Below are 12,867 nucleotides of genomic sequence, written 5' to 3'. Positions count from 1 at the left end.
GAAGTACGATTGTACCGCGACCACAGCAATGCGGGTCAGGCTTAACCCGGCAACGATGTATTCGGCAACACCGCCGTGAAGCTGCTCCCCTGCCCCGGCACCGAACTGATCTGCAATCGCCCGCCGTGGCGCAGCAGCACGTGCTTGACGATCGCCAGCCCCAGCCCGGTGCCCTGGGTCTCGCGCGAGCGGCTTTTGTCCACTCGGTAAAAACGTTCGGTCAGCCGTGAGATATGGATCGGCTCGATCCCGATGCCGCTGTCCGTCACCGTGAAGCGCAGATCGTCCGGTCCACGGCTCCAGGCCAGCCGGATGCTGCCGCCGTTCGGCGAGTAGCGCACCGCATTCGAGGCCAGGTTGGCAAAGGCGCTGCGCAGCTCTTCCAGGCTGCCCATCACGTCCGGACCGTCGAACGCGACTTCCACCTGATGCCGGCCGCCCGACAGGGCGCGCGCCTCCGCCGCCACCGAGTCGACCAGCGCGCGCATGTCGACCCGTTCGCGCTTGAACGGGAACTCGTCCGACTCCAGGCGCGACAGGGTCAGCATGTCGCCGATCAGACGCTGCATGCGGTGCGCCTGCTCGGTCATCAGCTCCAGGTGCGCGGTGCGGGTAGCCACGTCCAGCCCCGGATCGGACATCGCGATCTCCAGGAAGCCGACGATCACCGTCAGCGGCGTGCGCAGCTCGTGGGAGGCGTTGGCGATGAAGTCGCGGCGCATCGCTTCGATGCGTTCGGTATCGGTGGCGTCGTGCGTGACCAGGATCTGGCGCCGGTTCTCGAACGGGATGATGCGGCACTCGAGCTTGCGGCCGCGGAAGGACAAGGTGAGTGGCTGCTCGTAGCGGCCCAGGATCACGTAGTCGATGAATTCGGGGTGGCGCACCAGGTTGGTCACGCGCAGGCCCTTGTCGCGCGCCATGGTCAGGCCCAGGTGGCGCTCGGCCGCCTCGTTGCACCATTCCAGGAACAGGACGTCGTCCATGATCGCCACGCCTTCCGGCAGCAGCTGCATGGCCTGGCGGAAGCGCGCCAGCCACTCGGCCATCTCGGCCTGGTGGCGCTCGTCCTCGCGCCGCAGGCGGTACAGGCGCGCGAACACGTCGGTCCAGGCGCCCCAGCCGTCCGGCAAGCGGCTCGAATGCGGGTGGTTCAGCCATTCGCCCAGCTCGTGCAGGTAGCGCAGCTGGACGAACAGCGCGATCACCAGAGCCGCCAGCGCGAAGATCAGGGCCTCGACCAGGCTCGCCATCCACCAGACGATGCCGGCAGCGGCGAACATCAGGCCCAGGCGCAGCAGTGCCGGCACCCAGAACAGCAGCTTCGGGTTCATCGAGCGCATCGCCGCCCTTTACTTCTCGGACAGCATGTAGCCGACGCTGCGCACGGTGCGGATCAGGCCATCGGCGCTCCTGAGCGCCTTGCGCAGCCGCAGCACGTGCACGTCCACCGTGCGCTCCTCGATCACGGCATGGTCGCCCCATACCTTGTCGAGCAGCTGGGCGCGCGAGAACACGCGCTCGCGGTGGGCCAGCAGGAACTTGAGCAGCTTGTATTCGGCATTGCCGATCTCGATCTGCTGGTTCTCGACCGTCACGGTGCAGCTGTTCGGGTCCAGCACCACGGTGCCGGCGCGCAGCGGCGCCTCGGCCAGGTGCGGGCTCTTGCGGCGCAGCAGCGCGCGGCTCCGGGCCAGCAGCTCGCGCGGCGAGAACGGCTTGGTGACATAGTCGTCCGCGCCGGTGTTCAGGCCGGCCAGCTTGTCTTCTTCCATGCTCTTGGCGGTCAGCATGATGACCGGGATCTCCTGGAAATCGCGGTCGCCGCGCAGGCGCGACAGCAGGCGCAGGCCGCTCTGGTCGGGCAGCATCCAGTCCAGCAGCACCAGGTCGGGCTTGCCGCGCGTGATGCTGTTCCAGGCGCCGCCCACGGTGTCGGCGCTGCGGATGTCCCAGCCCGCTTCGCGCAGCGAATACTTCACCAGCTCGACGATCGCGGGTTCGTCTTCGACCACCAGGACGCTCGTGTTGTCCGCCATGCCTAGACACCCGCCTGTTCGGTCGGCGCCGGCTTGCTGTGGCGGATGTCGCGGCCTTCCACCACGTAGATGACGTATTCGGCGATGTTCTTGGCGTGGTCGCCGATGCGCTCGATGGCCTTGGCCACCCATAGCGTGTCCAGCGCCGACGAGATCGTGCGCGGGTCTTCCATCATGAAGGTGATCACGTTGCGCATGATGGTGCGGAACTCGTGGTTGATGGTCTCGTCGGCCGCGATCAGTTCCAGCGCCTGCTTTTCGTCCAGGCGCGCGAAGGCATCCAGCGCGCCGTGCAGCATGTCCGAGGCGGCGCGCGCGATGGTGCGCACGGTGTCGTAGTGGGCGAAGGATCCGCCCCCGCGTTCGTGCAGGCTCTTGGTGCTGCGCGCGATCTTGGTGGCCTCGTCGCCGACGCGTTCCAGGTCGGTGATGACCTTGATGGTCGCCATCACGGTGCGCAGGTCGTTCGCGGTCGGCTGGCGGCGCACGATCAGGTGGCTGCAGGCATCGTCGAGCTGCACTTCGAGCTGGTTGACCGCGTGGTCGTCGGCGATCACGCGCTCGGCGCGCGCCGCGTCGCCGGCGCGGAAGGCTTCCATCGCCTCGTCGAACGCGGTTTCCACCATGCCGCCCATCAGCAGGACCTTGGAACGAATCGCTTCCAGCTCCTGGTCATACTGTTTGGATGAATGCTCGCCCGTCATAAAAACTCTCCGAATAGTATTGGTATTCTAACGATCAGCCGAAACGACCGGTGATGTAATCCTGGGTTTCCTTGCGCGCCGGATTCATGAAGATCTGGTCAGTCTCGCCGAATTCGACCAGTTCGCCAAGGTACATGTAGGCGGTATAGTCGGAACAGCGCGCGGCCTGCTGCATGTTGTGGGTCACGATGGTGATCGTGTAGTCCCGCTTCAGTTCGCTGATCAGTTCCTCGATCTTGGCGGTCGAGATCGGGTCCAGCGCCGAGGTCGGCTCGTCCAGCAGCAGCACGTCCGGTTTCACCGCGACGCCGCGGGCGATGCACAGGCGCTGCTGCTGGCCGCCCGACAGCGACAGGCCGCTCTTGTTCAGCTTGTCCTTGGCTTCCTCCCACAGGGCCGCTTTCTTGAGCGCCCATTCGACGCGCTCGTCCATTTCGCCTTTCGAGAGGTTTTCGTACAGGCGCACGCCGAAGGCGATGTTGTCGTAGATCGACATCGGGAACGGGGTCGGCTTCTGGAACACCATGCCGACCTTGGCGCGCAGCATGTTGACATCGACGCCCGGCTCCAGGATGTTACGGCCGCGGTACATGATCGAGCCTTCGGCGCGCTGCCCCGGATACAGATCGTACATGCGGTTCAGGGTACGCAGCAGGGTCGACTTGCCGCAGCCCGAGGGCCCGATGAAGGCCGTGACCTGCTTGTCGTGGATGTCGAGCGACACGTCTTTCAGGCTCTGCGTCTTACCGTAGAAGAAGTTCAGGCCGGAGATCTCGATCGTTTTGCTCCTGGCAGCGGTCGGCACCTGGTTTTGCATAGCTTGGGTCATCACTTATTAAAGGTAGATTAACGCGGAGTCTTCTGGCTGAACAGGGTCCGCGACAGGATGTTCAGCAGCAGCACGGTAAAGGTCACCAGCAGCGCGCCGCCCCAGGCCAGCGAACGCCAGTCGTCATAGGGGCTCATCGCGAACTGGAAGATCACCACCGGCAGGTTGGCCATCGGCGCGTTCATGTCGTTGCTGTAGAACTGGTTGTTCAGGGCGGTGAACAGCAGCGGCGCGGTTTCGCCCGAGATGCGGGCCACGGCCAGCAGCACGCCGGTGACGACGCCGGCCTTCACGGCGCGCAGGCGCACCGTCATCGACACTTTCCAGTGCGGCGCGCCGAGGGCGTAGGCCGCCTCGAGCAGGCTGTTCGGCACCAGGCGCAGCATGTTGTCGGTGGTGCGCACCACCACCGGAATCGCGATCAGCGACAGCGCGATACTGCCGGCGTAGCCCGAGAAGTGCTGCACGTTGGCGACGTAGAGGGCGTAGACGAACAGGCCGATCACGATCGACGGGGCAGAGAGCATGATGTCGGTGACAAAACGCGTCACCTGGGCGAAGCGGTTGTTCTCGCCGTATTCGGCCAGGTAGATGCCGGCCAGGATGCCGATCGGGGTGCTGACCAGGGTCGACAGGCCGACCATCATCAGGCTGCCGACGATGGCGTTGCGCAGGCCGCCGCCTTCGCTGCCCGGCGCCGGGGTATCGGCCGTGAACATGTTCCACGACAGCGCGCCGAGGCCGTTGATCAGGAGGGTCGCCAGGATCCAGGCCAGGAAGGCCAGGCCGATGCCCATGGCCATGATCGACAGGACGATGCCGATGCGGTGCGCCAGCAGGCGTTTGCGGTAGACCGGGTTCTTTGCAGTGGTAGTCATTATTTGGTGCCTTCCTTGCGCGACATCCCGACCAGCATCAGCTTGGCGGCCGACAGCACGATGAAGGTGATGGCGAACAGGATCAGGGCCAGGGCGAACAGCGAGGACGAGTGCAGCGGCGTGGCGGCCTCGGCGAATTCGTTGGCGAGGGTCGAGGAAATCGAGTTACCGGCCGAGAACAGCGACCAGGACAGGTCGTGGGCGTTGCCGATGACAAAAGTGACGGCCATGGTCTCGCCCAGCGCGCGGCCCAGGCCCAGCATGACGCCGCCCACCACGCCGTTGCGGGTATAGGGCAGCACCACCTTGCGCACGACTTCCCACTTGGTGCAGCCGAGGCCATACGCCGATTCCTTGAGGACGGTCGGAACGATCTCGAATACGTCGCGCATCACCGAGGCGATGAAGGGGATGATCATGATTGCCAGGATCAGGCCGGCGGTCAGGATGCCGATGCCCATGGTCGGGCCCTGGAACAGCTGGCCGATCACCGGCAGCTGGCCGATGGTATTCTTCAGCAGCGGCTGGACGTGGTCGGCGAACAGGGGCGCGAACACGAACAGGCCCCACATGCCGTAGATGATGGAAGGCACGCCGGCCAGCAGCTCGACCGCGGTACCCATCGGGCGGCGCAGCCACACCGGGCAGATCTCGGTCAGGAACAGGGCGATGCCGAAGCTGATCGGGAAGGCCACGGCGAGGGCGATGATCGAGGTGGCGAGCGTGCCCCAGATCGCGATCATGGCGCCGAACTGGTCGCCCACCGGATCCCATTCCACGCGCGAAATGAAGCCGGCGCCGAACTCCTTGAAGGCCGGCGCGGCGCCGATGGCGAGCGAGACGATGATCCCGACCAGCACCAGGAGGACCGAGGCCGCGAACAGCAGCGTGATCTTGTGGAAGAAGAAGTCCTGCATGCGCTGCTTGCGCATGGTCTTGCGCAGTGCTTCGGACTGGTAGGCTGCATCGACCGCTGCCGGATCGGCCAGGTCCTGCAGCGTGGCGGATGGTTGTACGCTCATAGATTTTTGTCAATCTTTCCGGCAAACGGAAGGGCCGGAGCTGCCGGCCCTTCCTCGCACTTCGTATCGAGGGTGATTTACCAGACCGCCTTGCCCGCCGCGTCCTTCAGGTTGGCGCGCCAGGCGTCCTGCACCAGCTTGGTCACGCTGTCCGGCATCGGCACGTAGTCCAGTTCGGCGGCTGCGGCGCCGCCGTTCTTGTAGGCCCAGTCGAAGAACTTCAGCACTTCCTTGGCGGTCGCGGCGCTCGGCTGGGTCTTGTGCATCAGGATGTAGGAGGCGCCGGTGATCGGCCAGCTCGCCTTGCCCGCCTGGTTGGTCAGCACCACGGCGAAGCCCGGGGTGCCGGCCCAGTTGGCGCCGGCAGCTGCAGCCTTGAAGGCGTCGTCGCTCGGTTGCAGGAAGACGCCGTCCTTGTTCTGCAGCTGGGTGTGCTGCATGCGGTTCTTCTTGGCGTAGGCCCACTCGACGTAGCCGATCGAGCCCTTGATGCGCTGCACGTTGGCGGCCACGCCTTCGTTGCCCTTGCCGCCCACGCCCACCGCCCACTTCACCGCGGTGCCGGCGCCGATCTTCGACTTCCATTCCGGGCTGACCTGCGCCAGGTAGTCGGTGAACAGGAAGGAGGTGCCCGAGCTGTCGGCGCGGCGCACCACGGTGATGTCGTCGCCAGGGAGCCTGACGCCCGGGTTCAGCGCGGCGATCTGCGGCGCGTTCCACTTGGTGATCTTGCCCAGGTAGATGTCGGCAAGGACGGCGCCCGAGAGGCGCACCTGGCCCGGGGCCACGCCCGGCAGGTTGATGATCGGGACCACGCCGCCCATGATGGCCGGGAACTGGAACAGGCCGGCGGCGTTCAGCTCGGCGGCCGGCAGCGGCATGTCCGAGGCGCCGAAGTTCACGGTCCTGGCCTTGATCTGCTTGATGCCCGCGCCCGAACCGACCGACTGGTAGTTCAGGCCGGTGCCCGATGCCTTCTGGTACAGCTCGGCCCATTTCGCGTAGACCGGGTACGGGAAGGTCGCGCCGGCGCCGGTGATGTTGGCGGCCTGGGCGCTGGCAGCGATGCTGGTGGCGGCGATGGCGACGGAGACGAACAGATGCTTCATGCGCATGATGGATCCTTTAGAGAGGTCCGGGACGGGTCCCGTTTCATTGACGCTGCGAAGTCTACTGGCCGAATATGACAAGTTGATGACAGATGTAATAATCCAGCCGGTGGCGCTATCTTGACGCAGTCCGGCAGTCCTGTCACACACTGCCGCACGATATAAAATTATTCAGCTGCCCGGCCGGCCTGCGCCCTTGTAAATACGCCGCCCTCTGCTAAGCTGGAAGTGTGTTCTTCATAGGGAGGGGATGCTGAAAAGCGTTAGTGTTTATGTTCAGCGTAATGGTGTTTGGCATACTCAGCGGCCTGGCCGGGCTGGTCGCCTTCGAGATCTGGCAAGAGATCCGGGGGGGCTCGGAAAAGCTGCACGATCACTATCACGAATAGTGTCGGCCCGGATCACCGGGTCATGTCATACGGCGAAAAAAGCGGCGAGGCCCGATGGGCGCTCGCCGCTTTGTATTGTGCCGCTCGAACCGGTCAGCGCAGAAAACGTGCCACCGCCGTCATCGCCGCCAGTTCCAGGTTCAGGAACTGGAAGCCGACCTTGAATTCGCCATTGCTGAAAATGCAATACAGCGCCTTGGCGCGTGCGCTGATGGGCACGATGTTACCGTCGACCAGCAGGTCGAAGCTGAGCTGGCCGGCCTGCCCGACCAGCAGCGGGTCCGGCAGGTTGATGCTGACGCCATTGGCGCCGAGGTCGCTGGTACGGCCGCTGACGGGCGCCGCGCCTTCCATGGCCACGCGCGCGCGCACGCGCAGCACCTTGCGTTCGGATTTTCTTTGTTCGTTGAACACGTTAGACTCTATTAAGGATGAGCCAGGCAGTATTATAAGTACTCAGTCGAGCTCCCGCAGCTTGGTAAAGGCCTGGTCGATACGCTCGACGGCGATGATTGTCATGCCCTCGATCTTCTGCTTGGGCACGTTCCCCTTCGGGATCACCGCGATCGAGAAGCCCAGCTTGGCCGCTTCGCGCAGGCGCTCCTGCCCGCGCGGCGCCGGCCGGATTTCGCCGGCCAGGCCGACTTCGCCGAACACCACCAGCCCGCGCGGCAGCGGCTTGTTGCGCATCGACGAGTTGATTGCCAGCAGCACCGCCAGGTCGGCTGCCGGCTCGGTGATCTTCACGCCGCCCACCGCATTGATGAACACGTCCTGATCAAAAGCCGCGATACCGGCGTGGCGGTGCAGCACCGCCAGCAGCATCGCCAGGCGATTCTGCTCCAGGCCGACCGACAGTCGACGTGCATTCGGCAGGTGGCTGGCGTCGACCAGGGCTTGAATTTCAACCAGCAAAGGCCTGGTTCCCTCCTGGGTCACCATCACGCAGGAACCCGGCACCTGGCTGTCGTGCTGCGACAGGAACAGCGCCGAGGGATTCGAGACGCCCTTCAGCCCCTTCTCCGTCATGGCGAAAACGCCCAGCTCGTTCACGGCGCCGAAGCGGTTCTTGATGGCGCGCACCAGGCGGAAACTGCTCTGGGTATCGCCCTCGAAATACAGCACGGTATCGACGATGTGCTCGAGCACGCGCGGACCGGCCAGCGCGCCCTCCTTGGTCACGTGGCCGACCAGGATGATGGTCACGCCGGTCTGCTTGGCCACCCGGGTGAGCTGGGCCGCGCATTCGCGCACCTGGGCCACCGAGCCCGGGGCCGAGGTGAGCGCGTCCGAATACAGGGTCTGGATCGAGTCGATCACCGCCACTTCGGGTTTCAGGTCGGCCAGGGTGCCGAGGATTTTCTCGAGCTGGATCTCGGCCTGCAGCTTGAGCTCGGCCGAATCCACCGACAGGCGGCGCGCGCGCAGCGCGATCTGGGCGCCGGATTCCTCGCCGCTCACATACAAGGTGTTGCGGGTGGCCGCCAGGTTGGCCAGCGCCTGCAGCAGCAGGGTCGACTTGCCGATGCCGGGGTCGCCGCCGATCAGCACCACGCCGCCGGCCACCAGGCCGCCGCCCAGCACGCGGTCGAATTCCTCGATGCCGGTGCCGAAGCGCGGCACGTCCAGGGCTTCGATGTCCCGCAGTGACAACACAGGCGCGGTCTGCGCCAGCGCCTTGTGCGCGGTCTGCGACATGCGGTTCACGCCCTGCGGCTCGGCGACGGTTTCGACCATCGTGTTCCATGCCTTGCAATCCGGGCACTGGCCGGACCAGCGGCTGGCGACGGCGCCGCATTCGCTGCAGACAAAAGAGGTTCGTGACTTAGCCATCGGTTCCCATTCTTCCTTCCATCACGCGCACCCGCGGGGCGAGCGCGCACATCAGTTCATAGCCGATCGTGCCGGCGGCATGGGCCACCTCGTCGACCGGCAGGCCGTCGCCCCAGAGCGTCACCTTGCTGCCGACCCTGGCATTGGCGATCGGGGTCAGGTCGACCGTCATCATGTCCATCGAGACCCGGCCCACCAGCGTGGTGCGCACGCCGTCCACGATCACCGGCGTGCCGTGCGGCGCGTGGCGCGGGTAGCCGTCGGCATAGCCGCAGGCGACCACCCCCACCGTCATCGGCCCGGTCGCCTCGAAGCGGCTGCCGTAGCCGACCGTGTCGCCGGCCTCGATGTGCTGGATGCCGATGACCTCGGAGCGCAGGGTCATGGTCGGCAGCAGGCCATAGTCAAACGCCGAGCGGCCGCCCGGGGTGCCGCCGTACAGCATGATGCCGGGGCGGACCCAGTCGTTCGACAGCGCATCGCCCAGCTCGCCCTGGTGCAGCACCCCGCCGGAATTCGACAGGCTGCGCTCGCCCGGCAAGTCGCCGGCGCCAAACTGGAAGCGGCGCACCTGCTCGGCAATGGTCAGGCGCGGATGCTCCAGCTCGTCGGCATTGGCGAAGTGGGTCATGTGGGTGATGTGGCGCACGTCGGGAATGGCGCGCAGGCGCCGGTAGGCCGCCTCGTACTCGCCTGGCGTGAAGCCCAGGCGGTTCATCCCCGTATTCATCTTCAGGTGCACGTCGATCGGGCGGAAATGCCGGGTGTATTCCAGCATCTTGATCTGCTCGATGTTATGCACCGCGCTATTGATGTTGTGCTCGGCCAGCATCGGCACGTCCGAAGCGTCGAAGATCCCTTCGAGCAGCAGGATCGGCTTGGTCCAGCCATTCTGCCGCAGCCACAGGGCGCCTTCGGTCTCGACCAGGGCCAGGCCGTCGGCCTGGGCGAAGCCGCGCACGCCGCGCTCCAGGCCGTGTCCGTAGGCGTTGGCCTTGACGACCGCCCAGATCTTCGCGTGCGGCGCCTCCATGCGTGCGCGCTGCAGGTTGTGCTGCATCGAATCGAGGTGGATGGTGGCGGAAAGCGGGCGTGGCATGGCGAAAACCGGCGTATTGGCCGCAGTGCGGGAAAGGGTCTATTTTACCGGACCGGGCGCGGCAGCGCTTTTGACATGCCGGGTTTTCTTTTGGCGCAAGGGGCATTCATGGTATAAAGCAACTCGAACCAGTTTTTACTCTTTTCGAATGAACCGTGGCTTTTATACCATCATGGCGGCGCAGTTCTTCTCGTCGCTGGCAGACAATGCGCTCCTCTTTGTCGCAATCAGTCTGCTGACGTCGATGAACGCCCCGGCTTCGCTGACACCCCTGCTGAAGCTGTCATTCGTCCTGTTCTACGTGCTGCTGGCCGCTTTCGTCGGCGCCTTCGCCGATTCGCTGCCCAAGGGCCGCGTGATGTTCATCGCGAACCTGATCAAGATTTCCGGCTGCGCGCTGATGTTCCTGACCGTGCACCCGCTGCTCGCCTATGCCGTGGTCGGCTTCGGCGCGGCGGTCTACTCGCCCGCCAAGTACGGCATCCTGACCGAACTGCTGCCGCCCGAAAAGCTCGTTCCCGCCAACGGCTGGATCGAGGGCTTGACCGTCATGTCGATCATCCTCGGCACCGTGGCCGGCGGCGCCCTGGTGAGCGAGCGCGGCTCCAACTTCCTGCTGGGCCTGGACCTGCCGGGCGTGAGCACCGGCGCCGAAGCGGCGATGGCGGTGGTGGTCGGCGTCTACATCCTGGCGGCCCTGTTCAACCTGCGCATTCCCGATACCGGCGCGCGCTACGAGCACCAGGAGCGCAACCCGGCCAAGCTGATCGCCGACTTCGCCAACTGCTCGGCCACCCTGTGGCGCGACAAGCTGGGCCAGATCTCGCTGGCCGTCACCACCCTGTTCTGGGGCGCCGGCGCGACCCTGCAATTCATCGTGCTGAAATGGGCCGAGCGCTCGCTGCACATGCCGCTGGACAAGGCCACCAACCTGATCGGCGTGGTCGCGATCGGCGTCGCGCTGGGCGCGGCCATGGCGGCGCGCATGATCCCGCTGCGCAAATCGCTCACCGTGATCCCGCTCGGGATCATCATGGGCCTGGTCGTGTGCAGCATGGTCTTCGTGACCACGGTGAACCTGGCCTACCCGCTGCTGGCCCTGATCGGCTTCCTGTCGGGCTTCTTCGTGGTGCCGATGAACGCGCTGCTGCAGCACCGCGGCCACGTATTGATGAGCGCCGGCCACTCGATCGCGGTGCAGAACTTCAACGAGAACCTGTCGATCCTGACCATGCTGGCCCTGTACGCCATCATGATCACGCTGAACCTGGACCTGGACATCATCATCGTCATGTTCGGCCTGTCGGTGGCGGGCATCATGTACTTCATCGGACGCCGCCATGCGGCCAACCAGCGCGAGCACGATTCGCTGGCGCTGATCGGCGAGGAAAAGCACTGATTCATTCTACGTATCACAGAGCCGTAAAGCATATGTGATACGTATCACCGATTAAGGCACCGCCTTCACCATCCGGCGCGCGGCGGCGCGTTCGCGCCAGTCGTTCGGCACGATGAAGCCGCGCTCGATCTCCTCGATCTGCCCCGGCGTATGGCGCACCACCGCGACCAGCACCGGCGTCGACGACGTCTCGAACTGGGCCGACAGCTCGGCATGCAATTGGGCGCGGTTCAGCATCCAGGTGGCCGAGGCGGCGCGAAACGGCGCCAGCCACTGCAGCCGCGGCAGCATCAGGAATTCTTCCCCGGCCAGGCCCTCGATCTCGTCCAGCGCGCACCAGAAGCCGCGGCAGTGGCCGGCGGCGATGCCGCGCATCTCGGGCCAGGAACCGGACGGATAGAACAGCCAGCCCTTGACCAGCGCCCGCGCCCGCGACACCGGCCGCGGCAGCAGGGCCTGCGCGGCCGGATGTCCGCCCAGGCTGAGCTGGCGCTCGAAGACCTTGCGCATCTTGAGGCCGAGGCTGTCGGCCAGGTTGGGGCCGACCAGCGCATCGAATTGTTGCCCGCCCACCCCGTCCAATAAATAGAACTTGGTGGCGAACTCGATGTGCTCGACCGCATCCGGCCCGTCTTCCAGCAGGAAGTCGAATTCGCCGATGGTATCGTTGCGGCTGGCGCGCACCTGCAGGCCGTGGGCGACCAGGCGCCCGTGCTGCTCGAAATAGAAGGCCATCAGCTTTTCGGCATACAGGCCGAGGCGCGTGTGCATCTTCGCGCCCAGCGCTTCGTCGAGCAAGCCAGGATCGTAGTCGAGACGTTTGAGCCAGTCGGCGAGCTCCGGGCTCACGGGCCCAGTGGTGGCGATGCGGCCGGCCCACTGCGGGTCGTTCGCATCGAGCAGGTCGGGGGCGTCGAGCAGCCAGGCCAGCGCCCGCACCCGGGCGCGCCGCAGGTGGCCCCAGCGGCGGTGGAAGCCCAGCTGGTAGGTGTCAGCCGGCGCGTCCATCTGCTGCCGCCCTGGCCCGGCACAGGTCCGCCCAGGCCAGCGCCTTGTCGGCCCCGCGCCGCAGCAGTTCGCCCGGATGCAGGGTCGCTACCAGGGGCGCCTCGCCCAGCCGGTGGACCATGCCGCGCGAACCGGCCAGCGGTTCGGAAAGCGGCTTGCCGAGCAGGCCGTCGATGGCCACCTGGCCCAGGGTCAGCACCAGGCCGGCCCCAGTCAGTTCGCGCTCGCGCTCCAGGAAGGGACGGCAGGCCGCCACTTCTTCCAGGGTCGGGGCGCGGTCGCCGCCCTTGGCATTGGCGGGACGGCATTTCACCAGGGGAGTCACATAGACATCGGCCTCGCGCGACATGCCGACCGCCGCCAGCATGTTGTCGAGCAGCTTGCCCGGCTCGCCGGTCAGCGGCTGGCCGGCCTTTTCGTCCGCCGCGCTGGCCGTGCCGGCGGCGACCAGCCAACGGGCCTGGCGCGCGCCGGCGCCGAGCACCGGCTTGGGGCCTTCGCTGCAGGCGCTGCAATGGCGGCAACTGGCGACGGCCTGGCGCAGAGCGGCCCAGGCCA

13 protein-coding genes are annotated in these 12,867 nt (G+C 65.9%); 1 reads left to right on the top strand and 12 read right to left on the bottom strand.

The window, feature by feature from the left end; all coding sequences use genetic code 11:
• Positions 1-41 precede the first annotated feature (41 nt).
• The 10 genes from phoR to alr form a co-directional block, all read right to left on the bottom strand.
• Positions 42-1,334: a phosphate regulon sensor histidine kinase PhoR gene (phoR, locus tag B2R83_RS06485; protein ID WP_292039359.1), complete on the bottom strand. Its 1,293-nt coding sequence runs from the start codon at positions 1,332-1,334 to the stop codon at positions 42-44.
• An 18-nt stretch (positions 1,335-1,352) separates the two neighbouring features.
• Positions 1,353-2,039 carry a response regulator gene (locus B2R83_RS06480; RefSeq protein WP_292039357.1) on the bottom strand — a complete coding sequence of 229 codons (687 nt, stop codon included), beginning with the start codon at positions 2,037-2,039 and terminating at the stop codon, positions 1,353-1,355.
• 2 nt (positions 2,040-2,041) lie between these two features.
• Complete coding sequence (phoU, locus tag B2R83_RS06475; protein WP_292039355.1) at positions 2,042-2,743, bottom strand: phosphate signaling complex protein PhoU; 702 nt, start codon at positions 2,741-2,743, stop codon at positions 2,042-2,044.
• Between the two features lie 34 nt (positions 2,744-2,777).
• Positions 2,778-3,572, bottom strand: a complete 795-nt coding sequence (gene pstB, locus B2R83_RS06470) for a phosphate ABC transporter ATP-binding protein PstB (RefSeq protein WP_292039353.1) — start codon at positions 3,570-3,572, stop codon at positions 2,778-2,780.
• 17 nt (positions 3,573-3,589) lie between these two features.
• Complete coding sequence (gene pstA / locus B2R83_RS06465; RefSeq protein WP_292039351.1) at positions 3,590-4,450, bottom strand: phosphate ABC transporter permease PstA; 861 nt, start codon at positions 4,448-4,450, stop codon at positions 3,590-3,592.
• Entirely contained in the window at positions 4,450-5,472 is a 1,023-nt protein-coding gene (gene pstC, locus B2R83_RS06460; protein ID WP_414674369.1) for a phosphate ABC transporter permease subunit PstC, read from the bottom strand. The genes pstA and pstC overlap by 1 nt, the downstream gene beginning before the upstream one ends.
• A 77-nt stretch (positions 5,473-5,549) precedes the next feature.
• Complete coding sequence (gene pstS, locus B2R83_RS06455) at positions 5,550-6,587, bottom strand: phosphate ABC transporter substrate-binding protein PstS (RefSeq protein ID WP_292039349.1); 1,038 nt, start codon at positions 6,585-6,587, stop codon at positions 5,550-5,552.
• 476 nt (positions 6,588-7,063) lie between these two features.
• Positions 7,064-7,384: a PilZ domain-containing protein gene (locus tag B2R83_RS06450; RefSeq protein WP_036215018.1), complete on the bottom strand. Its 321-nt coding sequence runs from the start codon at positions 7,382-7,384 to the stop codon at positions 7,064-7,066.
• Positions 7,385-7,426: 42 nt separating this feature from the next.
• Positions 7,427-8,803 carry a DNA repair protein RadA gene (gene radA, locus B2R83_RS06445; protein WP_292039347.1) on the bottom strand — a complete coding sequence of 459 codons (1,377 nt, stop codon included), beginning with the start codon at positions 8,801-8,803 and terminating at the stop codon, positions 7,427-7,429.
• Positions 8,796-9,902 (bottom strand): alanine racemase, encoded by a 1,107-nt coding sequence (alr, locus tag B2R83_RS06440; protein WP_292039345.1) that lies wholly within the window; start codon positions 9,900-9,902, stop codon positions 8,796-8,798. The genes radA and alr overlap by 8 nt, the downstream gene beginning before the upstream one ends.
• A 148-nt stretch (positions 9,903-10,050) precedes the next feature.
• On the opposite strand from alr, the gene lplT reads away from it, so the two are divergent.
• Positions 10,051-11,301: a lysophospholipid transporter LplT gene (gene lplT, locus B2R83_RS06435; RefSeq protein WP_036215008.1), complete on the top strand. Its 1,251-nt coding sequence runs from the start codon at positions 10,051-10,053 to the stop codon at positions 11,299-11,301.
• 51 nt (positions 11,302-11,352) lie between these two features.
• Here the strand turns inward: lplT and B2R83_RS06430 are convergent, their stop codons facing one another.
• Both B2R83_RS06430 and B2R83_RS06425 read right to left on the bottom strand, forming a co-directional pair.
• Entirely contained in the window at positions 11,353-12,309 is a 957-nt protein-coding gene (locus tag B2R83_RS06430; RefSeq protein WP_292039342.1) for a DUF1853 family protein, read from the bottom strand.
• On the bottom strand, positions 12,293-12,867 hold a 575-nt coding region (locus tag B2R83_RS06425; RefSeq protein WP_292039339.1), incomplete at its 5' end, for a uracil-DNA glycosylase. The genes B2R83_RS06425 and B2R83_RS06430, both read right to left, overlap by 17 nt.

Source organism: Massilia sp. UBA6681, from assembly GCF_002454935.1.
Classification (GTDB): Bacteria; Pseudomonadota; Gammaproteobacteria; order Burkholderiales; family Burkholderiaceae_D; genus Telluria; species Telluria varians.
Note: the sequence above shows the minus strand (reverse complement) of the source record. Positions and strands in the feature narration are given on the sequence as shown.